At 73.6% G+C, this 22647-nt stretch carries 16 protein-coding genes; 2 read left to right on the forward strand and 14 right to left on the reverse strand.

Going from position 1 to position 22647, the window contains the following annotated elements; genetic code table 11:
* Positions 1-148: 148 nt before the first annotated feature.
* Positions 149-1321 carry a glycerate kinase gene (locus AB0O93_RS00170; protein ID WP_363339368.1) on the forward strand — a complete coding sequence of 391 codons (1173 nt, stop codon included), beginning with the start codon at positions 149-151 and terminating at the stop codon, positions 1319-1321.
* 33 nt (positions 1322-1354) lie between these two features.
* Here the strand turns inward: AB0O93_RS00170 and AB0O93_RS00175 are convergent, their stop codons facing one another.
* The 9 genes from AB0O93_RS00175 to AB0O93_RS00215 all read right to left on the reverse strand — a co-directional run bounded on the left by AB0O93_RS00175 (position 1355) and on the right by AB0O93_RS00215 (position 14058).
* Positions 1355-2821 carry an aldehyde dehydrogenase (NADP(+)) gene (locus AB0O93_RS00175; RefSeq protein WP_363339370.1) on the reverse strand — a complete coding sequence of 489 codons (1467 nt, stop codon included), beginning with the start codon at positions 2819-2821 and terminating at the stop codon, positions 1355-1357.
* 32 nt (positions 2822-2853) lie between these two features.
* Entirely contained in the window at positions 2854-3954 is a 1101-nt protein-coding gene (locus AB0O93_RS00180; protein ID WP_363339372.1) for a mandelate racemase/muconate lactonizing enzyme family protein, read from the reverse strand.
* Entirely contained in the window at positions 3951-4850 is a 900-nt protein-coding gene (locus tag AB0O93_RS00185) for a 5-dehydro-4-deoxyglucarate dehydratase (RefSeq protein ID WP_363339374.1), read from the reverse strand. The genes AB0O93_RS00180 and AB0O93_RS00185 overlap by 4 nt, the downstream gene beginning before the upstream one ends.
* Complete coding sequence (locus AB0O93_RS00190) at positions 4847-5800, reverse strand: NAD(P)-dependent oxidoreductase (RefSeq protein WP_363339376.1); 954 nt, start codon at positions 5798-5800, stop codon at positions 4847-4849. The genes AB0O93_RS00185 and AB0O93_RS00190 overlap by 4 nt, the downstream gene beginning before the upstream one ends.
* Entirely contained in the window at positions 5797-7143 is a 1347-nt protein-coding gene (locus tag AB0O93_RS00195) for a Gfo/Idh/MocA family oxidoreductase (RefSeq protein WP_363339378.1), read from the reverse strand. The genes AB0O93_RS00190 and AB0O93_RS00195 overlap by 4 nt, the downstream gene beginning before the upstream one ends.
* A gap of 100 nt (positions 7144-7243) precedes the next feature.
* The gene (locus tag AB0O93_RS00200) at positions 7244-8242 is read right to left on the reverse strand and encodes a LacI family DNA-binding transcriptional regulator (protein WP_363339380.1); all 999 of its coding nucleotides are present in this window, start codon (positions 8240-8242) and stop codon (positions 7244-7246) included.
* The gene (locus AB0O93_RS00205) at positions 8242-9273 is read right to left on the reverse strand and encodes a LacI family DNA-binding transcriptional regulator (protein ID WP_363339382.1); all 1032 of its coding nucleotides are present in this window, start codon (positions 9271-9273) and stop codon (positions 8242-8244) included. The genes AB0O93_RS00200 and AB0O93_RS00205 overlap by 1 nt, the downstream gene beginning before the upstream one ends.
* Positions 9274-9427: 154 nt before the next feature.
* A complete protein-coding gene (locus tag AB0O93_RS00210) occupies positions 9428-10738 on the reverse strand; it encodes a cellulase-like family protein (RefSeq protein ID WP_363339384.1) in 1311 nt (436 codons plus the stop codon).
* Positions 10735-14058 (reverse strand): DUF5107 domain-containing protein, encoded by a 3324-nt coding sequence (locus AB0O93_RS00215; protein WP_363339386.1) that lies wholly within the window; start codon positions 14056-14058, stop codon positions 10735-10737. The genes AB0O93_RS00210 and AB0O93_RS00215 overlap by 4 nt, the downstream gene beginning before the upstream one ends.
* A 118-nt stretch (positions 14059-14176) precedes the next feature.
* Here AB0O93_RS00215 and AB0O93_RS00220 point away from each other — a divergent pair, with 118 nt between their 5' ends.
* Positions 14177-15040: a helix-turn-helix domain-containing protein gene (locus AB0O93_RS00220; protein ID WP_363339388.1), complete on the forward strand. Its 864-nt coding sequence runs from the start codon at positions 14177-14179 to the stop codon at positions 15038-15040.
* 248 nt (positions 15041-15288) lie between these two features.
* Here the strand turns inward: AB0O93_RS00220 and AB0O93_RS00225 are convergent, their stop codons facing one another.
* The 5 genes from AB0O93_RS00225 to AB0O93_RS00245 all read right to left on the reverse strand — a co-directional run bounded on the left by AB0O93_RS00225 (position 15289) and on the right by AB0O93_RS00245 (position 22553).
* Positions 15289-16182, reverse strand: coding sequence for a sugar phosphate isomerase/epimerase family protein (locus AB0O93_RS00225; protein WP_363339390.1), 894 nt, complete (start codon positions 16180-16182; stop codon positions 15289-15291).
* Complete coding sequence (locus tag AB0O93_RS00230; protein WP_363339392.1) at positions 16179-17381, reverse strand: DUF993 family protein; 1203 nt, start codon at positions 17379-17381, stop codon at positions 16179-16181. The genes AB0O93_RS00225 and AB0O93_RS00230 overlap by 4 nt, the downstream gene beginning before the upstream one ends.
* A gap of 3 nt (positions 17382-17384) precedes the next feature.
* A complete protein-coding gene (locus AB0O93_RS00235) occupies positions 17385-18605 on the reverse strand; it encodes a Gfo/Idh/MocA family oxidoreductase (protein ID WP_363339394.1) in 1221 nt (406 codons plus the stop codon).
* A 136-nt stretch (positions 18606-18741) separates the two neighbouring features.
* On the reverse strand, positions 18742-21042 hold the full coding sequence (locus tag AB0O93_RS00240) for a beta-galactosidase (RefSeq protein WP_363339396.1): 2301 nt from the start codon (positions 21040-21042) through the stop codon (positions 18742-18744).
* A complete protein-coding gene (locus AB0O93_RS00245; protein WP_363339397.1) occupies positions 21039-22553 on the reverse strand; it encodes an alpha-L-arabinofuranosidase C-terminal domain-containing protein in 1515 nt (504 codons plus the stop codon). Before AB0O93_RS00245 ends, AB0O93_RS00240 begins: the two co-directional genes overlap by 4 nt.
* Positions 22554-22647 lie beyond the last annotated feature (94 nt).

Genomic DNA, 22647 nt, shown 5'->3' on the forward strand with positions numbered 1-22647 from the left:
TCGGGAGATCCCGCTGCCGGAAGGCGGAGTGTCGGGGTGGGGGCGTGCAATTTTGAGGAGTTGGGCGCGGGTGAGGGTGGTGAAACCCGCACGCGATGAGAACGGCAAGCGCTTTCCTGCAAGGGGCGAAGAGCGGCATACTGGGGGGATGAGAGCGCGGACCATCGTGATCGCCGTCGACTCGTTCAAGGGGACGATCGGCGCGGCCGCCGCCGCCGGCGCCCTCGCGCGCGGGTGGGCCGCGGCGCGACCGGGGGATGAGATCCGCCTCCTGCCCATGGCCGACGGGGGCGAGGGGACCCTCGAGGCGTTCGCCGTCGCGGTGCCCGGAGCGCGCCGGATGCCGGTGACCGTGACCGGCCCGGACGACCACCCGGTCGACGCCTCCTGGATGCTCCTCCCCGCCGCCGACGGCTCCGGACCCACCGGCGTCGTCGAGCTCGCGAGCACCAGCGGGATCGAACTCCTCGGCCCCGACGCCCTCCGCCCGTGGGACGCGCACACCCGCGGCTTCGGCGAGGCGATCGGCGCGGCCCTGGACCACGGCGTCACCCGCCTCGTCCTCGGCATCGGCTCGAGCGCCTCGACCGACGGTGGGACGGGCATGCTCACCGCGCTGGGCGCGCGGTTCCTCGACGACCGCGGGCGCCCCGTCGCGCCCGGCGCGCGGGGGCTCGCCGACATCGCGCGGGCGGACCTCACCGGGCTCCGCCCGCTTCCGCCCGGCGGTGCGACGGTGCTCTCCGACGTCACCCACGGCCTCCTCGGCCCGACCGGCGCCGCCCACGTCTTCGCTCCGCAGAAGGGCGCGGCGCCCGACGACCTCCCCCGGATGGATGCCGGACTCACGCGTCTGTCGACGGTGCTCGGCGGCAACCCCGACGCCCCCGGATCGGGAGCAGCGGGCGGCACCGGCTACGCGCTCCGAGTCTGGGGCGCGGATCTCGTCCCGGGGGCCGGTGCCGTCGCCGACCTCATCGGCCTGCCCGCGGCCCTCGCCGCCGCAGACCTCGTGCTCACCGGCGAGGGCTCGTTCGATGGTCAGTCGGCGGCGGGAAAGGTCCCGACGCACGTGGGGCGACTGGCGACGGATGCCGCCACCCCGGTCGCGCTCGTCGCGGGTCGCATCGCCGATGACGTCACCGGCGCCGACCTCGCGGGGTTCGCGGCATCCGTGTCGTTGACGGCGCTCGCGGGATCCGCCGCCGAGGCGATGACCGACCCCGCGCGGTGGCTCGCGGAGGCCGGTGCGACGCTCGCCCGCGGTGCCATCGACGCGACCGCCGCCTCGGCGCCCACCGTCCCGGCGCCCGACGCCTGAGCGCCGCGGAACCGGAGCCCCGCGACGCCCAGCTCAGCGCCGGAGAGCAGGAACCCGGAGGATGCCGTTCCGCCGGTGCGGGATGGCCGCGAGCGCCTCGTCGCGCAGCACCTCCGGGAGGAGGTGCGCGGGGGCGTCCTGGAACACGACCGGGCGGAGGAACCGGCGGATCGCCGTCGCCCCGACCGAGGTGTGCAGCGACGTCGTCGCGGGCCACGGGCCGCCGTGATGCTGTGACCAGGTCACGGCGACGCCAGTGGGCCACCCGGCGAACAGGAGGCGTCCGGCCCGGCGCTCGAGCACGGCGACGACCTCGGTCACCTCCTCGCCCGCTTCGCTGTGGAGCGTCGCAGTCAGCGACCCGGGCACCGCGCGCAGCGCCGCGAGAAGATCCTCCGGCCCGTCGTAGTGCACGAGCAGGGTGACCGGTCCGAAACATTCCTCCAGCAGGGTGTCGGGGCGTGCGGCGACGGCCGCCGCATCCGTCGCGAGCACGGTCGGCGTCGCGCCCCCGGAACCCCCGGCACCGCCGACGTCTCCCCGCGCAACCACCGTGACCGACGGGTCGGCCTCGAGGTGCGCGAGGCCCTCGGGGAAGGCCTCGGTGATGCGGTCGGTCAGCAGGTGCCCGCCTGCTGCGCCCGCGACCCGCGGCGCGACGAGCTCGGCGAATCCCGCCGTGCGCGGCACGAAGACCACGCCGGGTTTGGTGCAGAACTGTCCGACGCCGAGCGTGAACGACCCGACGAGTCCCTCCGCGAGGGCCGGTCCGCGCGCCGCGACGGCGCCCGCGGTCAGCATGACGGGGTTGACGCTCCCGAGCTCGCCGTAGAACGGAATCGGATCGGGCCGGCCGGCCGCGAGGTCGAACAGTGCCCGTCCGCCCGAGACCGAGCCGGTGAACCCGACGGCCTGGACCGACGGATGCCGCACCAGCGCCTCGCCGGCCTCGCGACCCTCGGCGAGCCCGAGCGACCCGACCGGCGCGCCGGCGGCCACGAGCGCGGCGGTGACGATCTCGGCCGTCCGCCGCGACAGGCGCACGTGTCCGGAGTGGGCCTTGACCATCACGGGGTTGCCTGCGGCGAGCGCGGAGGCGGTGTCGCCGCCGGCGACGGAGAAGGCGAAGGGGAAGTTCGAAGCCGAGAACACCGCCACCGGACCGACGCCCGTGAGCATCCGTCGGAGTTCGGGCCGCGGCGGGGTGGCCGCGGCATCGGCGTCGTCGACGATCGCCTCGAGGTACGCGCCCTCCTCGACGACGCCGGCGAACAGACGCAGCTGTCCGCTCGTCCGCGCCACTTCGCCGCGCAGCCGCGTCTCGCCGAGGCGGGTCTCGGCGTCGGCGAGGGGGACGAGCTCGTCGGCGTGGGCGTCCAGCGCCTCGGCGGCGGCGCGGAGCCACGTGGCGCGGGTTCCGGCGCTCGCCGCGCGCCACGCGGGCGCGGCGGCCTCGGCGGCGGCGGTGCGCTCTTCCAGCTCGGCGATCGTGGTGCTCATGGCGGGTCCTTTCGAAGCGGCGTGCGGAGGGCTTAGCGGAAACGGATGCCGAGCCCCACGTGGGGGTTCTCGACGGCGTATCCGTCGTGGACGGTGACCGGGGACGGATCGCGGAGCGCGCCGAGGTCGCCGAAGCCGGCATCCTCGACGTCCTCCACCATCGGCTCCGCGACGCCCGGGGTCGCCCGGAGCGTGCGGGCGATCTGGGTCGACAGTTCCGGCAGCAGATGGGGGTGGAGGGCGGCGCCGTACTCGGCGGCGATCGCCGCGATCCCGAGGAACGGGGTGATCCCACCGACTCGGACGATGTTCGGCTGCACGATCTGCGCGGCGCCCGCGCGGAGGTACTCGTCGAACCGGTGCACGGTGTGCAGGTTCTCGCCGACGGCGATCGGGATGCCGCTCGACGCGGCGAGCCGCCGGGCGAGCTCGGTGTGCCCCCACAGGTCCTCGGCGCGCAGGGGTTCTTCGATCCACGCCGGAGACACCTCCGCGAGGACCTCGAGGGCGGCGGTGGCGCGGTCGAGCTCCCACCGCTGGTTCGCGTCGATCATCAGCGCGCGGTCGGGGCCGATCACCGCGCGGACCGCGCGCAGGCGGTCGAGGTCTTCGGCGACGTCGGGCTTGCCGACCTTCACCTTCACCGCGTCGAATCCGGCATCCGTCCATCGCTCGGCCTGGGCGACCAGCTCGTCGATCGGGTAGTGGAGGTTCACGCCGCTGCCGTAGGCGCGGACGGTGTCGCGCTGCGGACCGAGCCAGCCCGAGACCGACGCGTCGGCGGCGCGCGCGGCGGCGTCCCACAGCGCGAGGTCGAGACCGGCGAGGGCGATGGTGGTGAGTCCGCCGCCGCCGGCTTCGTGCAGGTGCCGCCACGTCGGGAGCCACCCCTCGCCCGGCTCGCCGGAACCGCCGACGGCGACCGGGGCGATGTCGTTCACGAGGAGGGCGTGCACCGCCTCGGCGCCGATCTGCGGGGTCCACGAGAAGCCCCAGCCCTCGGCGTCGTCGCTGCGGACGACGTGGGTCGCGACGACGCCGACCGAGGTCACCTCCGTTCCCCACGGGCGCGTCAGCGGCACGCGCAGGAGCCGCGCATCGAGCGAGCGGAGCGTGATCACACCGGTGCTCACACCAGGGCCCGTCCGGCGGCGAGGATGTCGGCGAGGTGCGCCTCCTGGGCGGGGCTCGGGTCGACCAGCGGTGCCCGGACGGATCCGACGGGGAGGCCGCCGAGGCGCAGGCCCGCCTTGACGAGGGACACCCCGAATCCGGGCGTCTCGTCGCGGAGCGCGACGAGCGGGGCGTAGAACCCGTCGAGGAGCGCGAGGCGTCGGTCTTCGTCGCCGTCGACGTACGCGCGGTAGTAGGCGTCGGCCACCTCGGGGATCATCGCGAACGCCGCCGAGGAGTACAGCGGGATGCCGATGCCGCGGTACGCGGCCTGGGTCAGTTCGGCGGTGAGGAGTCCGTTGAAGAACGCGACGTCCGCCCGGCCCTCGGCGCGGACGGCGCGCACGATCTGCTGCGCGAGGCCGATGTCGCCGACGCCGTCCTTGAACCCGATGACCTTCGGATTCCGCGCGAGCGTGCGGATGCTGTCCACGGAGAACTGCGCCGTCCCGCGGTGGTACACGATCACGGGGAGGTCGGTGGCGCCCGCGACCGCCTCGACGTACGCGACGAGTCCCGCCTGCGGGCCCCCGACGAGGTACGGCGGGAGTACCAGAAGGGCGTCGGCACCGGCATCCGCCGCCGCCCGCGCGAGGCGGATCGCGTGCGCGAGCGGACCGCCCGTACCCGCGATCACCGGGACACGTCCGGCAACGGTCGACGTCGCCACCTGGACCACGCGCGCCGCCTCGCCCTCGGCGAGGGCGTGGAGCTCGCCCGTCCCGCAGGCGGGGAACACCGCACCGGGAGCGTGGTCGAGGCCGGCGGCGACGTGCGCGGCGAGGACGTCCTCGTCGACGCGGTCGGCGACGTCGAACGGGGTGACGGGGAAGAAGAGGATGCCGTCGAGGTTCATGCCGGCACGTCCTTTCGTGATGCGGGGGAGGAAGCGGCGGTGGCGGCGGCGACCGCGAGCTCGGTCCGCCAGGATCGCGTCGGGCGCCAGCCCAGCATCCGCTCCGCCTTCGCGGAGGAGAACGCCGGTGTCGTCCCGGTGAGGTCGGCGGTGAGCGCGTCGGATCCGGGGAGGAACCGCGGGAGGAGCTCGGCGAGCGGGGCGCGGGCGAGGGCGTCGGCGGCGCCGACGAAGAACACCTCGGCGGGCGGCAGGTCTCCCATCGCGGGGAGGAGGGCCTCGACGAATGCGGTCACGTCGCGCGCGTCGACGTAATTGAACAGCGCTGGCGCCGAGAGGGCGGGGTCGTCGAGGCGCTCGACGACGGTGTTGCCCTGCTGCGTGGGGGCGCCGCGCCACTCCTCCGGGGCGATGACGTAGCAGGGTCGGAACGCGGCGAAGCGGATGTCGGGAGACACCTCGCGGGCGAGCATCGCGATCGTCTGCTCGGCGACGAGCTTGGACAGCGCGTACGCGTTCCACGGGCGGGTCGGGGTCGTCTCATCGAGCGGGAAGCGGTCGGGCAGCCAGCCGTTCGGTGCGCCGTAGCCGAGCACCGTCGGGCTCGACGCGGTGACGATGCGACGGATGCCGGACCGCGCCGCCCCGCCGAGGACGTTGAGGGCGAGGGTCGTGTTCGTGCGGAGGATCACGTCCTCGGGGGCGCTGAAGGGGACCGCGATCGCCGCGAGGTGGATGAGCGCATCGGCGCGCGCGTCGACGAGGGCCTGCCGCGCTGCATCCGCGTCGGTGAGGTCGACGGCGACGTGGGTGACCCCCTCCACGGACGGCGTCGTGTCGATGCGGCGTGCGCGGTCGAGGCTCACCACGTCGTGCCCGGACGCGGCGAGGCCCGCCACGACGGTGCGGCCGAGGCGGCCGGATCCGCCCGTGACGACGATGCGGCTCACGGCGCCGGCGTCCCGGCGGTCGCGGTGCGCCCGGCGGTCGCGTCGGGAGCGTCGGCGAGGAGACGGATGCCGAGCTCGGCGACCCGCACCGCCTGGCCCGTCTCGAGCGAGCGGTTGCCGGCGATGCCGACGGCGATCGAGCGGACCCCGTCGCGCCAGTCGGCCGGGCGCCCGAGCGGATCGTCGCCCGGGCCCTCGAAGACGTCGGCGAGGAGCAGGCGGTCACCGCCGCCGTGTCCGCCGCCGGCGTCCGGGATCTCGACCTCGCGCGCAGCCTCCCAGTGGCGCTGCACGAGGAGGCGCTCGCCCTCCGCGCGCAGCGATCCGGAGGATCCGGCATCCGTCGCGCTCGGATCGAGCACGGGGTGCAGACCCTCGTCGGGCAGCACCGCCCCGCGCTCGACGACTTCGAGCTCGGCGCGGCCCTCGGTGCCGTTGACCGCGACGCGGTACCCCTCCCACGGCGCGTGGGCGTTGAGGGAGTAGCTGAGCGTCGCGCCGGAGGCGTAGTCGACGACGAGGGCGAGGTTGTCCTCGATCGTGATGCCCTCGGAGAACACGTCCCGGTCGCGGCGGTAGCCGTCGTGCGCCGCGGCCTCGCCGTACAGCGCCCCGAGCACCGCGTCCTGGCGGATGTCCAGACCGAACAGGTCGCTGTCCGCGCGGTGCGCCGCGGCGTTCTCCGCGCCGTAGAAGCGAAGCCCGCCGGAGGCGAACACGCGGCGGGGCTCGGAGCGGATCCACCAGTTGACCAGGTCGAAGTGGTGGCTGGCCTTGTGGACGAGCAGCCCGCCGGAGTGCTCCTTCTCGCGGTGCCAGCGGCGGAAGTAGTCGGCGCCGTGCTTGGTGTCGAGCATCCACGAGAAGTCGACGGAGGTGACGCGACCGATCTCTCCGCGCTGGATGAGCTCGCGCAGGGCGGAGTTCCGCGGCGAGTAGCGGTAGTTGAAGGTGATGACGACGTCGCGGCCGGTGCGGTCGATCGCGTCTTCGATGGCTGCGGCGCTCGGGGCGTCGATCGTGAGCGGCTTCTCGACGACGGCGTCGGCGCCGGCATCCAGCGACCGCACGATCAGCGGGGCATGCAGATCGTCGCGCGCGCAGATGATCACGCGATCGACCCGCTCGGTGCGGATCATCGTCTCGACGTCGTCGGGGCCGTACACCGCGGGGGAGGCCCCCGTCGCCGCATGGACCCGGTCCGCGTGGTACGCGGCGCGGACCGGGTTCGGCTCACAGATCGCGACGAGCTCCGCGGTCTCCGCGTAGGGGCCTGTCAGGGCGTCGACGTACATGTGGGCGCGGTGACCCGCACCGATGAGGGCGTAGCGGCGACGAGACATCTCTCTCCTTCAGAAAACCTTTTCTCAGAGTAGCAGGCGATGCGGGAAAGCGCTCGCCCGATGTGCGCGGCGGATGCTGGTCAGGATGGTGGTGGCCCGCTCAGGAGGGCGGTGGCCCGGCTGTGTCGCGCACGGCCGGCTCCGGGACGAGCGTGAGCGACGGCGGCGGCGCCTCGCCGGCGAGGAGGGCCCGCATCCGCACCCAGGCCGCGCGTCCCAGCTCCTCCGCGGGGACGGCCGCCGTCGTGAGGGGCGGAGTGGTGAAGCGGGCGAAGGGGATGTCGTCGAACCCCACGATCGACAGGTCGTCCGGAACCCGGCATCCGCGGCGACGGATCGCGTCGAGGAGGCCGACGGCGACGAGGTCGTTGAAGGCGAGCGCGGCCGTCGCTCCCGAGCCGAGCACGGCGTCGGCGGCGGCGGCCCCGGCATCCGCATCCACTCCGCAGGGGAGGCGACGCAGATCGACCTCGGGGTGCGCCGCGGCGAACGCGTCGAGCGCATCCGCGCGCTGCGCCCCCGAGGCGCTGCCCGGGGCGCCGGCGAGGTACACGATCCGGCGGTGTCCGAGCCGATGCAGGTCGTCGAGCTGGGCGCGGAGAGCGCTGCCGTAGTCGGCGCGGACGCTCGCGACCTCGGGGGAGGTGCGATTGATGAGCACGAGCGGGGTGAGCGTCGCCGCGAGGGCGTCGAGGTCGGGCTGCGGCATCCGCGGGGCGCAGAGAATGACGCCGTCGGTGCGCCGCCGTGTCGTCGTGGCGAGGGTGCGTTCGGCGTCGACGGACTCGGCTGAGTCGGACACGAGCACGTGGAAGTCGTCGGCGGAGGCCGCGCGGCCGAGTCCGCGCAGGATCGTCTGAAAGGTGGGATTGGCGAGGTCCGGAACGACGACGGCGATCGTCTGCGTTCGCCCCGACACGAGACTCCGCGCCCACGGGTTGGCGGTGTAGTCCAGCTCCGCGGCGGCGGCGCGCACGCGCGCGGCGAGGGCCGGATCGACCGTCGGGTTGCCGTTCAATGCGCGCGAGACGGTCGACAGCGAGACGCCGGCACGCGCGGCGACGTCGGCGATCGTCACGACGGCGGGACGGCGGACCATCAGCTGCGTGGCGGTGTGCTCCCGCGCACGATGACCTCGAGGGGGAGCGGCTGCGGGTCGGGGGCCCACTCCGCATCGACGGCGGCGTGCAGGGCGCGGTAGCCGAGGTCCTCCAGCGGCACGCGCACCGTCGTCAGCCCCGGACGGATGTCGCGGCCCGTGGCGATGTCGTCGAAGCCGGCGACCGCGATGTCTGAGCCCACGCGGAGCCCGGCATCCCGCACCGCCGACATGATGCCGATCGCCACGACGTCGCTGATGCCGAAGACGAGGGTGCCGGGTTCCAGGCCGCGCTCGAGGAGCGCGCGCGCGGTGTCGTAGCCGGCGTCGCGCGTGAACCCGCCGCGCACGACCTCCTGGATCTCACCGCCGGCCCCGGTGAAGCCGGCGGTGAAGCCGGCGACGCGATCGTCGGACGTGCGGATGCCGACCCCCGCGGCGACGATGACCGCGCGCGTGTAGCCGAGCGCCGCCAGCTGCGCGCCGAGCGCCGTCGCCCCGCCGACGTTGTCGACCGACACCGCGCGGCCCGGGCCGTCGGGGCCGAGGGAGACGATCTGCCCCCCGCCGGCCGAGAAGGCGGTGAGCTCGGCATCCAGCCCCACGGAGTCCGGGCCGTCGGTGCGGGATGCGGCGAGGATGAGGCCGCGCGGACGCTGGCCGCGAAGGGCCCTCACCAGACGCGTCTCGCGCTGGGCGTCGCGTTCGGTGATGGCGATCGTGACGACGAGGCCCGCTTCGTCGGCGCCGCGGGCGACGCCGGAGGCGAGCTGGCCGAAGTAGGGGTCGGCGATGTCGGCGACGAGCAGTGCGACGATCGCGGAGGTGCCGCGCGCGGTCGCCTGAGCCGAGAGGTTCGCGGTGTAGCCGAGCTTCTCGGCGGCGGCCTCGACGCGCTCGCGATAGCTCTCGGCGACCTTGCGGGTCGAGCCGTTGAGCACGCGGGACGCGGTCGCCAGGGATACGCCGGCCTCGCGCGCCACGTCGTGCAGGGTGGCAGCGCTTCGGGAGGGCGCGATGATCTCGCTCACGCGCCCGAGTCTAGAGCGCCACCCCCGCGATGCCCCGGCGTCAGGAAACGCTTACCTCCCGCGTGTCGCCCTGCCTCGCGCGCCTTCCTCCGCTCAGTGGCGCCTTCGTGCGGGTGTGCGCCGCCGTGACCCGCGCGAAGGCGCCACTGAACGGCTACGCGTCGACCGGGTGGGCGAGAATGCGGGCGTTCTGCGCGCGCTGCCAGGCGCGCTGCTGCCACATCGGGTGGTGCGGAGCGGCGTTCGAGCACAGCACCACGCCCCACACGCCGTACTCGAGCGCGGTCTCGACCCCGTGCTCGGCGAGCGCGCGGCCCGTCGGCCCCTCCTCGAACGTGCCGTGGAGCGGGGTGTACCCCACCCACCCCTCGCCGACCAGCGCCGGGATCCGCTGCGCGCGCGCCCACTCCGCGATCGCGATCACCCGCGACTCGATCTCGCGCCGCATCACCTCCAGATACGGACCCTCGTGCTCCCGCAGCCATCCGTCCCAGGCATCCGGATCGATCCAGTCGTAGCCGTAGATCATCTGATCCGTCACGACGGTCGCGCGGTACTTCCACTCCGCGGCGCGCCCGTATCCGGCGACCGTGGGCGCGTCCGCCCGCAGCAGGGCGCGCAGCTGTGCGTTGGGAAAGTCCGCGCTCCCCTCGGAACGGATGTCGATCCTCTTCTGCAGGGCATCCAGCACGCCGTAGCTGTAGACGTGGAACTGCGCGGCGCCGATCCCCTCGGGGACGCGGTGCATCGCGAGGTGCGGCGGCTTGCCGTAGCTGGCCGTGATGAGGAGGTCCGGATGCCGCGACAGCAGCCATGACACCTGCTCGACGCCGCCGTCGGCAAGCGCCGGGAGGATCGAGAAGTCGACCTCGTTGTGGAGTTCGACCAGGGCGATGCGCTCGCGGTGCCCGTGCGCGGTGAGGAAGGCGATCAGGCGGTCCCAGGCTGCCGCGAGCACCCGGTAGCGCTCGGCGAGCGGAACGGCGTCGATCGCGTCGAACCACGCCGACGACGCGGCGAACGCCGGGGACTGCTGGTACTCCCAGCTCGCGAGGATCACGACCATCCCGTGGCGCTCGCACGCGGCGAAGAGGGCGAGCAGATGGGCGCGGAGATCGAGCGTGTACCCACCCGGGGCGTCGTACCAGCGGGTGCGCTGACCGTAGAACCCGCCGTCGGGCGCCGCGCCGAGCCCCTCGATCGCGAGGGCCTGCTCCTCCAGGCCCAGGTCGCCGAAGAGCAGCAGCGGCGCGGCGCAGATGCGGAGGGTGTTGTACCCGAGGGACGCGGCGTCGGCGACGGCCGCGTCCAGGTCGGCGTACACGTCGCCGCTCCCGGCACGGGTGTACCAGGAGAAGTCCCACAGGCTGATCGTCAGGCGTTCGGGGAGATGCGCGGGCACCGCGCCGGTGAGGCCCTCGCGGATTTCGGGGATCGTACCGGAACCCAGGTAGCGGTCGCTCATGCGGGGGTCCTCTCGGCGGTGGCGGTATCCGACAGGGCGCGCCCCGCCGCGGCTCCCGCGCGCAGGCGCGCCGCCGTCGCCGCGCGAGCCGCGGCCGTGTCGGCGTCGAAGACCACGAGCTCCGGGAGGGACGTGGCGAAGTAGTCGACCGCATCGCGCGCGCGGTCGAGTTCGTCGGCGCGCGCGTCGAGCGCATCCCAGAGGGCGTGGGCGCGGTCGAGATCCCCGAGACGGGTGTGGGCGATCCCGACCCAGACATCCGCCTCGGCGAGGGCGCGCTCGCCGACCGCGTACGGGGTGTCGGCGCACGCCGCCTCCCACGCCCGCCGCGCCGCGTCGCGATCGCCGGCCGCGGCGTGCGCGTCCCCGAGGAGCACGAGGCGCTCGGTCGGACGCTCGGCCGGATGCCGGCCCTCGCCGAGGTGCGGAGGCACGACGATGCCCTCCTCCAGCAGGGCGATCGCGGCATCCGTCTCGCCCTCGTCGAGGAAGCGCCGCGCGAGGAGGCACGCGGCACGGTCGTACGCGGCGATGACCCGCCCCTCGCCGCCTTCGAACGGACGGAAGGTGCGCGTGGTGAGGATGTGCCAGGCCTCGTCGATGCGGTCCGCTTCGAGCAGCAGCGTCACGTGGGCGAGCGCGAGGTCGTCGCGGGTCGGCAGCACGTCGGTGTGCTTCTCGAGGAGCGCCAGGCGGTCGTCCGCGGTCCGCCCCGCGACCGCGCCGAGGAGGTCGCGCTCGAACAGCAGGCGCCCGTCGGGGCGGAGGGCGATCGCCGCGGCGAAGGCCCGATCGGCGTCGTCGAGGGATCCGCCGGTGCGGACGATCGCCAGGGCGCGGTTGCGCCACGCGACGGGGTCGTCGAGTCCGGCATCCGTCGCCGCGGTGAGATCGGCGAGGGCGTCGGCGTCGCGGCCGGCGTCGAGCAGCCACATGCCCCGAAGGGCGCGGGCGACGGTGCGCGCGGCGTCGGGCGCGGAGACGGATGCCGCGAGCCGGGTCATCGCGTCGTAGACGTCGAGGCCGGCGGGGAAGGCGAGCGCGAGCGACGCCGAGGCGAGGGCGGCGTGCTCGGCGTCACGGGTTGCGTCGTCACCCGCGGCATCCGCCCACGCGGCCCGGAGGACGTGACGGAGGGGCGCGATGTTGCCGAACGCGGTCGGGGTCTCCGGCGGCGCGGGCGTGGGGGAATCCGTGGCGGCGAGGGCTTCCGCGTACGCTCCCGCGCGGGCGAACTCGCCGGCGACGTCGAGCACGGCGCGCGGATCTGCGGACGGCGCCGGGAGGGAGACGGATGCCGCGAGCCCCAGCGCCCGCGCGAGGATCGCGGTGCCGGCATCCAGCGGGTCGTCGTCCAGGAGCCGGCGCACGTGGCCTTCGGCGTCGGCCCGCTTCCCGAGCCGGACCAGCGTGAGGGCGACGAGCCGGCGCGCCTCGGGGATGTCGCCCGCGTCGGTCGCGAGCCGCAGGGCATCGGCGTGCCGGCGCGTGCGGAGCGCGAGGCGCGCCCGCGCGAGGGACGCCGGCGCCGCCCACGCCGTGTTCCAGGCCGCGCGCGCGAGGCGGCGGTCGGCGGTGTCGAGGTCGCCCCGCCGCTCGGCGACGAGGCCGGCGAGGTACAGCGCCTCGCCGTCGCGGGGGTTGAGGTTCCGTCGGGTCTGGCGCGCGAGGGCGACGTCGAGGTGAGCGGATGCCGCGTCGTCCTCGCCGCGACGGAGGTGCCACGCGGCCAGGGCGGTCGCGGCGCGGTGCTCGCCCGGGTCGCGCCCGAGCACCTCCCGCAGGTACGGAACGGCGTCGCGGGTCGGATGCCGGTACTGCTCGAGGTGCGTCGCGGTGACGAGCAGCTCATCGGTCGACGCGATCTCCGTCGGCTGCGGGGGAGCGGTCGCCACCCAGGGTTCGCGCGTGGGCGTGGGCCGCTCCCGCCACTCGACCAGCTGCGCGCCGGTGTCGGCATCCTCCACGGTCACGCGCGTAATCCCGCCCGCGGGGCGATCGTCGCGTTCGCGCGTCAGCAGCAGGGGCGCGTCCGGGCCGACGGTCGCGGTGCGCGTGCGCGTGTTCCCGAGGCGGTCGTGAACCGTCACCACGACGGACCGGATGCGGGTGGTCAGGACGCCGACGCGTCCGTCGCCGTCGACCGAGACCGCGGCATCCGTCGTCGCCTGACGAGCCGCGCCGATCGCGTGGATCGGGTACCAGAACTGGCTGAAGCGCTTCGTCTCTCCCGGCGCGAGCCACGCGAAGTCGGGCTGGTTGTCGGTGTAGACGCCCGCCATCAGTTCGACGTAGGGGCCGTCGTCGTCGGTGAGCTGCGCGTCCCAGGCGCGTCCGATCTCGCCGGTGCCCCAGGTCCACTGCTTTTTGCCGGGCGAGAGGGCGGGGTCGGCCCAGTGGACGAACCCGGCGTCGGCGGCGTGGTCGTAGCCGCCGAAGAACGCGTCGTCGGTGTCGGTGATCATGTACGACGTCGGTACGGGGATGTTGCTGTAGACGTCGATGCGGTCGGCGTCCGGAGTCTCGGCGGCGAGGGCCGGGTAGTCGACGCCGTAGTACGGGCGGTCGGCGCGGGGGAAGGCGGTGACCGCACGGCGGGCGTGGTCGGCGACGAAGCCGACGTCATCGGGGAAGAACGACTGGTAGCGCTCGTGCGCGCGCGCGGCGACGTTCGCCCACCACAGGAACGTCTGCATCGTGTCGGTGCGGTTGTGGAGCGCGACCTCCGCCTCGATGAGCGACGAGCCGGGACGCAGACGGATGCCGTGCGAGCCGCGCATCCGCTGGAGCGGGTCGAGGTCGCTGTGCCACACCACGACCGCGCCGTCGGGCTCGCGCTCGATCCGGGTGTCGACGGGGAGGAAGGTGGCGGGCCGGTGGTGCTGTGGCCAGTTGAACTCCACGCCGCCCGAGATCCACGGGCCGCCGAGGCCCACGAGCGCGGGCTTGATGACGTTGTTGCGGTAGAAGAAGTCGTACCCGGCGACCTTGTCGAAGCCGATATGAATGCGGCCGCCGAGCTCGGGGAGCAGCACGAGGCGGACGTAGGCGTTCTCGAGGTGGATCGCCTGCCACGACCGCGGCCGCTTGTCGTGCGCGACGTGGTCGATCATCGGCATCGGATACACCCGCCCGCTCGAGCCCTGGTACACGCGGCGGTCGAGGAACAGCGGGTACGGGTCGGGATCGCCCGCGTCGTACGTGTCGATCGTGAGCGGCTCGCTCCAGCAGGCGACACCGCCCGCGTCGAGGATCGCCCGCTGATCGGCGGGGGCGGCGGGGAGCTCGATGCGGCTCGGGGCGGCGTCGTCGGGAGTCACGCGTCGAGCGTACGAAGACGTGACGCTCGGGACCATGGGTGATCGCGGGAGAGGCCTGGACGATCCGCTGGTCGCGCGCTCGGCGTCGTGAGCTGGCCTTGCGTGAGAGGATGCCGCCATGGAACGCGCCGACGGCTTCGATCGCCAGAGGCTCGCCGTCGTGCCGCGACCGCTGGTCGAGGCGGCGCTCGCCCGCGGGGTGACCCGGCGGATCCTCGTCACCGACGCCGGGTTCTTCTCGCGGGCCGCTCAACACGCCCGGCGCCGCGACGAGGGTGCGGCCGAGACGATCGTCATCGTGTGCGTCGGCGGCGCGGGATGGCTCGAGGTCGAGGACGCCCGGGTGCGGATCGGGCCGGGCGGCGCGATCATCCTTCCCGCCGGGACTCCCCATGCCTATGGGGCGAGCGAGGGGGAACCCTGGACGATCTGGTGGGTGCACGTGCGGGGACGTGATGTCGACGAGCTGGTCGGGGCCTGCGGCATCCGTTCCGATGCGCCCCTGCTGTCGCTGCGGTCGCTTGATCGCATCACCGCGCTGCTCGATGAGATCGTCACGTCGCTCGAGCGCGACATGACCCCCGCGCGGCTCGTCGCGACGAGCGGGATGGCCTGGCGCCTGATGACCCAGCTCGCCGTCGATCGGCTGCTGCCCGAGGACGGCACGCCGGTCGAGCGTGCGATGCGGTATCTCAAGGACCGCGTCGACGGGCACGTGCAGGTCGGCGAGCTCGCCGCACTCGTGGGGGTCTCGCCGTCTCATCTGGCTGCGCTCTTCCGCCAGGCGACCGGCGGGGGCGTCGTCGCCCACCACCTGTCGCTGAAGATGGCGCGCGCCCGGCGCCTGCTCGACACGACGGACCTGACCGTCGCCGAGATCGCGCGGCAGGTCGGCATGGACGACGCGTTCTACTTCTCCCGCCGGTTCCGCAAGACCCACGGCGTGAGCCCCACCGCCTACCGCGCTCTCCACAAGGGGTGAGCCCCCGGTTCACTCGTCGCCTCTTGCGGGTCGCGAGGCGCGACACCCGCAGGAGGTGACAACTGAACGGGATGGGTCACCTGTTCGGTGGCGCCTTCGCGTGGGTGCGCGGCGCGCCGACCCGCGCGAAGGCGCCACTCAACGCCGCCCACCCCGGTTCACTCGGCTCCTACTGCGGGTCGCGGGGCGCGAATCCCGCAACACGCGACAAGTGAACGGGGTGCCACCGAACGGGGACGGAGGCGGGGTCAGCGGGTGCGGAGGTGCGGGGCGACGGCGGCGGCGAAGGATGCGGCGGTCTCGCGCGCGATGGTCGCGGCGGGCCGCGCCCAGATGTCGGCGTTGAAGATCTCGACCTCGATGTCGCGGTCGTATCCGGTGTCCTCGACCGCGCGCGTGAGAGAGGCGAAGTCGATCACGCCGTCGCCCGGGTAATGGCGGCTGAGGAGGACGTCCGCGGGCAGCGGCGTCTTCCAGTCGCACACCTGGTACGTCGCGATCCGGCCCTCGCGGCCGGCCCGCGCGATCTGCGCAAGCACATCGGGGTCCCACCAGATGTGGAAGGTGTCGACCGTGACGCCGACGACAGTGGGCTCGAAGTCCGCGGCGATGTCGAGCGCCTGGCCGAGCGTCGAGACGACGCACCGGTCGGAGGCGTACATCGGGTGCAGCGGCTCGATCGCCAGCTGCACCCCGGACTCGGCGGCGAACGGGGCGAGCTCGCCGATCGCGTCGCGCACCCGGGCGCGCGCCCCGAGGAGGTCGCGCGACCCGTCCGGCAGCGCCCCGGCGACGAGCACCAGCACCGCGACGGAGCCCACGGCCCCTGCGGCGGCGAGCGCCGCGCACTCCTCGATCGCGCGGCGGTTGTCATCGATCCCGGCGCGACGGTCCGGACCCTCGGGCATCGTGAAGAAGCCCGAGCGGCAGTGGGTCGACACCCGCAGTCCCGAGTCGGCGACCATCGACGCGGCGACGTCGAGCCCGACCTCCTGCACCGGCTCGCGCCACAGTCCGATCGCCGGCACCCCGGCATCCGTCGTCGCGCGCAGTGCTTCGGCGAGGGAGGCGTGCTTGATCGTCCCCTGATTGATCGACAGGCGCGAAGTCCCCGAAACCCCGCCGACGGATGCCGCGCTCACGCGTCGACCCCGTTCACGCGCAGCATCCCGTGCCAGCGATCGGCGGCGAGCTCAGGATCCTCCAGCGCGCCGCAGCCGGCGGCGAGCTCGACGACGCGGGAGAGGTGCGGAAGGCTCCGCGCGGAGTGCAGGCCCCCGACCATCTGGAAGGCGGTCTGGTGTCCGTTCAGCCACGACAGGAACGCGACCCCGGTCTTGTAGTAGAAGGTCGGCGCGGCGAAGATCTGCCGGCTGAGCTCCTCGGTGGGCCCGAGGATCGCGAGGTACCGGTCGGGGTCGTCCGCATCGAGCGCCTGGATCGCCGCAGAGGCGGAGGGGGCGAGCGCCGCGAACGCGCCGAGCAGCGCGTCGGAGTGCTGGTGCCGCGCCCCCGCGTCGCGCGCGGGCTGGACCGCGCCCGGGACCGAGGCCCCGCCGATGAGGCCGACGTAGTTGAAATCGTCGCCGGTGAACATGCGCACGCCCTCGGGCAGGCGCTCGCGTACCGACACTTCGGACGCGGCATCCAGGAGGCTCATCTTCACCCCGGCGACCCTGTCGACGTTCTCCTCGATGATCTCGAGCAGGACAGCGGATGCCGCACGCCAGTCGCTGGAGCCGAAGTACCCCTCGAGGGTCGGGTCGAACGCGGTGCCCAGCCAGTGCAGCACGACCGGCCCGGATGCCGCCTGCAGCACCTCGCGGTAGACGCGGCGGTAGTCCTCGGCCGATTCCGCGGCGCGCGCCAGATGGCGCGAGGCCATGAGGACCGGCCCGGCCCCCTGCTCCTCGGTGAAGGCCAGCTGGGAGAGGAAGGCGTCGGTCACGGCGCGGAGCGGGATGCGCTCCTCCTCGACGTGGTCGGTGTTGACTCCGACGACGACCCGGCCGCCGCTCTCGCGGGCGACCTCCGCCGACCGGGCGATGAGCTCGCGCGTCGCGGCGGCGTCGAGGCCCATGTTCCGCTGGGCGGTGTCCATCGCGTCGGCGACGCCGAGCCCCCACCCGTACACGGAGCGGCGGAAGTCGAGGGTGGCGTCCCAGTCGATGTCGGCGGGGCGCCCCGGGGTGTTGTCACCCGCGACCCGCGGCACCACGTGCGCGGCGGCGTAGGCCACGCGCGAGCGGAGCGGCGCCGTCGGCCGGGCGTAGGCCGGCGCGTCGGGCAGGGCGACGCGCGAGAGCGCGCCGTCGGGAGCGAGGAGGGTGAGGTCGCCCACGGGTCAGTCCAGGCTCAGCGCGGTCAGCTCGACCTTGCGGCCCTCGCGGCTCGAGCGGAGTCCCGCCTCGGCGAGAAGCACGCCGCGGGCGCCGGAGAGGAGGTCGAAAGCGTAGTCGGTGCCGAGGGCGTAGGAGAGGAGGAACTCCTCCCATTGCTGCTTGAACCCGTTCTGGAAGACGTCGTTGGTGGGCACCTCGGCCCAGTCGGCGTCGTAATCGTGGTCGTCGGCGAGGTCGGGGTTCCACACGGGCTTCGGGGTGGCGTTGCGGTGCTGGATCTTCGCGCCGAAGAGCCCGACCACGGCCGAGCCGTGCGTGCCGTCGACGTGGAACTCCACGAGCTCGTCGCGGTTGACGCGCACCGTCCAGGAGGAGTTGATCTGCGCGACGATCGGCTCGCCCGAAGCGTTGCCGTCGATCTCGAAGATCCCGTACGCGGCATCCTCCGCGGTGGCGGTGTAGTGCTCGCCGTTCTCGTCCCAGCGGTCGGCGATGTGCACGGATGCCTGCGCGTAGACGCTCTTGACCTCGCCGAAGAGGTTCTCCAGCACGTAGTTCCAGTGCGGGAACATGTCGACGATGATCCCGCCGCCGTCTTCGGCGCGGTAGTTCCAGCTCGGACGCTGCGCGGGCTGCCAGTCGCCCTCGAAGACCCAGTAGCCGAACTCGCCGCGCACCGACAGGATGCGGCCGAAGAAGCCGGAGTCGATGAGGCGCTTGAGCTTCTGCAGACCGGGGAGGTAGAGCTTGTCGTGGACGACGCCGGTCTTCACGCCGGCGGCGGCGGCGAGCTTCGCGAGCTCCAGCGCCTCGTCGGCGGTCTCGGCGGTGGGCTTCTCGGTGTAGATCGTCTTGCCGGCGGCGATCGCCTTGCGGAGGGCCGACGAGCGGGCCTTCGTCACCAGGAAGTCGGCGTAGATCTCCCAGCGCGGGTCGGCGAGGGCGGCGTCGAGATCGGTGGTGTAGTCCTCGATGCCGTGGCGGGCGGCGAGCTCGGCGAGCTTGACCGCGCTGCGCCCGACCAGGAGCGGCTTCACCGTCAGGCGCGTGCCGTCGGGGAGCACGATGCCGCCGGCGTCGCGGATCGCGAGGATCGAGCGGACCAGGTGCTGGCGGTACCCCATGCGACCCGAGACGCCGTTCATGATGATGCCGACCTCGCGGACGGCGGGACGGTCGACGGATGCCGGGGTGACGGCGGGGGCGAGGGCGGTGTCGCTCACGGTGGCCTTCTTTCTGCGGGTGTGACCCGCCGAGGCGGGGGACCGATCCGAGAGGATCGGTAAACGCTTTCCAACTTGTTCCAGTGTGCCACGGCGGATCGGCGATCCGCAAGCGCTTTCCCAGTGGACGGGAGCGTCAGCGCCCTCCCGCGGCGTCCTTTTCGGCCCCGCGCCCGGGAGTGGCGACGCGGGCTCCGTCCAGCGCGCACAGCGCGGACGCTCCGTCGCCGGCCGCGCTCGCGAGTCGCTGCGCCGCATCGGCGGGGAGGTGGATGCCGGCATCCGTGCGCAGCGGCAGGATCCACAGCTGCAGGTCGGTGTCGGGGTCGATGCCGAGGTCGTCGAGGTCGACGACGAACGGCGAGCCGTCCCAGAACCGGTCCGCGACGACGCGCCCGTCGGCGCGGAGCTGGGCGATGTCTCCCGCCCAGTCGATCCGCAGGGTCGCGTCCGCTCCGACGGAGTGGGGGAGGTGCAGGCGATGCACCGCGGCCTGGGCGTCGATGACCGAGCGGTCGGGGGCGGTGTGCCGGCTGTCACGGGCGCCGTAGCCACCGGCATCCGGCGTCATACCCGCGCGGATCTGCTCCGGGACCACCGTCGCCGTGCAGCCGCCCACCGGTGCGGACCACACCGGGCGGCGCCAGCGGCGGGCCCCGGGCAGATACTCCAGAACGTCGGGCGACTGCGCCTCGGTCCGCACCGACACGGTGCCGGTGGGATCCCAGGTCAGCTCGTCGCGCGCAAGGAAGAGGCGTCGCCGTCCCGTCGCGGCGTCGACCACCCACAGATCGGCGGCGAGGTGCGCGGGCACGACCAGGAGGTCGAGCGCTCCGTCGGCGCCGGTCACGCGCACCGGGTCCATGCTCGGACGCAGGATCCGGACGGCACCGTCGATCTCGGCGCGGACCTCGATCCCCGCGTCCTCGCGCAGCACGAGGGTCGGCACGGCGCCCGCGCCCGCGTCGGCCACGCCGTCGAGGACGGTGACGAGCGACGCCGTCGCCCACGCGACCTCCACCCCGCCGAGCGTCAGCCCGAGCGGCCAGCACGCGAGGGTGCCGGCCGGGATGGTCACCGCGCGGTCGGGCACCTCCCATGTCCGCTCGTCGGTCTCGACGCGGAAACGGATGCCGGGCAGATCGTCCAGCGGCTCGTACGGCTGCTGCCACCCGACGAAGAGGAACCCACGGGTCCCGTCGCTGCGGACCGCCCATCGCGGCGTCGTGCGGTCGCGCACGCCCGCGGGTGCGACGTCCGGGAACGTCGTCGGCATCGTCGCGAGGTCGGAGCCGAACGCCTCGACCACCGCGTGCTGGAGGCGCAGCGCCGCGTGCGACGGCGCGACGCGTCCGGCTTCGCCGATCGGGGCGTGGAAGTCGTAGCTGAGCTCCGGCAGGTCGTTGGGGTACCCAGTCGCCTGGGTCTCGGCGGTGCCGAGGGTCGGGTTCGCCCCGCCGGCGTACATGTAGAGGCCCTGCCAGGCCGATCCGCTGCCGAGCTTCGCGTGCGCCACGGCGGCGATGTCGGCCGCGGCCGGGCGCGGGCGGCGGTGGTACGCGGTCGCCATGCCGCCGCCGACCTCGCACGTGGCGCGGGGGAACAGTTCGGACGCGGCAGCGGCGGCGGCGACCTCCGTGGCCCGCAGGTCGGCGCCGATCCCGGGATCGTCCCAGCGGTCGGAGAAGAAGAAGTGCGCACGGAAGGTGTCATCCCACGGCTGGTCGGGGTCCACCCAGAAGCCGTCGCCGTACCCGCCCCAGAGCGGGACGACCTCGCCCTCCGGAAGCTGCGCCGACCCCCACGCCGTCGCCGTCCACAGCGGGGCCGAGAGCCCGGCCTCCCGGGCGAGACCCTTCAGGGTGACGATGTGGTCGGGCTGGTCGTAGAGCTCGTTCTCGAGCTGGATGCCGAGGATGTTCTCGGGGCGCGCGCGTCCGTCGAGCGCCGCCCCGAGCGCGCCGAACCAGTCCCGCACCACCGCGAGATAGGCCGGGTCGTCCGTACGATGCCGGACGGGAAGCGCCTGCACCCAGTCGGGGTAGCCGCCATTACGGAGCTCGCCGTGCGCCCACGGGCCGATCCGCAGCACGAGCTCGAGGCCCTCGGCGCGGACGGCGTCCACGAACGCCGCGACGTCGAGCCCGCCGCGGAAGTCGGGTGGCCCCGGCTCGGGCTGATGGTGGATCCACGGGACGTAGGTCGACACGACGTCGATCCCGCCCGCGCGCATGAGCCGGATCCGTTCGGTCCAGCGCGCCCGGGGCACTCGTGTGTAGTGCAGCTCGCCCGACACCGGGAGCCACGGGCGGCCGTCGCGGAGGAGTGCGGCGCTGGTGACCTCGAGCCCCGGCCGGGCGTCGATGTCGTTCCCCATCGCGGGACGCCGCACGGGCGCCGTGTCGGCGCGAACCCGCGCCCGTGCGGCGGCGCTCACGCCGAGCCCAGCCGGATCGCGGCCCACGACACCGGCGGCAGTGCGACGGTGAGTTCGGCATCCGTCATCCGGGCGTCCGCCCGCCGGATGCCGACGCGCTCGGTGTTCTCGAGCGTGTTGGCTGCGGCGAGGTCGTCCTCGTGAAGGAGGTGCGCCTCGACGACGGCGAGACCGGCGGCGCCGAGCGGGGACAGGTCAACCCGCACGTCCGTCGCGTCGTTCACGGAGCGGTTCACGAGGAACAGCGTCACGCCATCGTCGTCGATCGTCGCGACGGCGTTCACCGCCGCAACGTCGCCGAACCGGGCGCTCGGTACAGTGCCGGTGGTGACCGGCACGCGCACCGCGCGTCCCTGCGCGAGGCGCGAGGTGAGCGAGAACGGGAAGAAGGTCGTCTGCCGCCAGGTCGGTCCGCCCGGCTCGGTCATGATCGGAGCGATCACGTTGACCAGCTGTGCGAGGGATGCCGAGCGCACCCGGTCGGCGTGCTGGAGGAGGGTGATCATGAGGTCGCCGAAGACGACGGCATCCAGCGCGCTGTAGGAGTCCTCGAGCTGGCGCGGAGCGATCGGCCATTCGTCGGGGCCGTACTGCTTCTGCTGGGCCTCCCAGCGGTCCAGGTACCAGACGTTCCACTCGTCGAACGAGATCATGATGCGCTTGTCGCTGTTGCGCTCGGCGGCGACGTGGTCGGCGGTCGCGACGACCGAGGCGATGAAGCGGGCCATGTCCTCGCCCGAGGTGAGGAACTCCTGCGCGTCGCCGTCGCGCTCCTGGTAGTAGGCGTGGCAGGAGATGAAGTCGACGTCGTCGAACGTGTGCTGCAGCACCTCGCGCTCCCACGAGCCGAAGGTCGGCATCGTGCGGCCGGACGATCCGCACGCGACGAGCTCGACCGACGGGTCGAGCTGGCGCATCGCCTTGGCGGTCCGCGAGGCGAGCTTGCCGTAGTCTTCGGCGTTCCGGTGCCCGAGCTGCCAGGGTCCGTCCATCTCGTTGCCGAGGCACCACATCTTCACCGCGAAGGGCTCGGGGTGGCCGTTGGCCGCGCGCAGCTCGGTCCACGCCGTCGGCACGATGGTGTTCGCGTACTCGAGAAGGTCCAGCGCCTCGGCCGTGCCGCGCGTACCGAGGTTCACCGCGAGCATCAGGTCGCTGCCGACCGCGTCGAGCCACTGCTGGAACTCGTGCAGTCCGATCCGGTTGGTCTCCGTGGCGTGCCAGGCGAGATCGAGCCGGCGCGGACGCTCCTCGATCGGGCCGATCCCGTCTTCCCAGCGGTAGCCCGAGACGAAGTTGCCGCCGGGGTAGCGGATGGTGCTGACGCCGAGCTCGCGGACGAGGTCGATGACGTCCTGACGGAAGCCGCTCCCGTCGGCGGTGGGGTGGCCGGGCTCGAAGATGCCATCGTAGATGTGGCGTCCGAGATGCTCGACGAATCCGCCGAAGATGCGGCGGTCGATCGGGGCGATCTCGAGGTAAGGGTCCAGGCGCGCGGTGGTGTCAGACATGGATTCTCCGGGGGATGGGGAAATGTGGTCGCTTGCAACATACTCGACCGGTGTGGTCGGTGGGGTGCGCGCGGATCGCCCGCACCCCACCGGG

It is taken from the genome of Microbacterium sp. NPDC077184, from assembly GCF_040687055.1.
Taxonomy (GTDB): Bacteria; Actinomycetota; Actinomycetes; order Actinomycetales; family Microbacteriaceae; genus Microbacterium.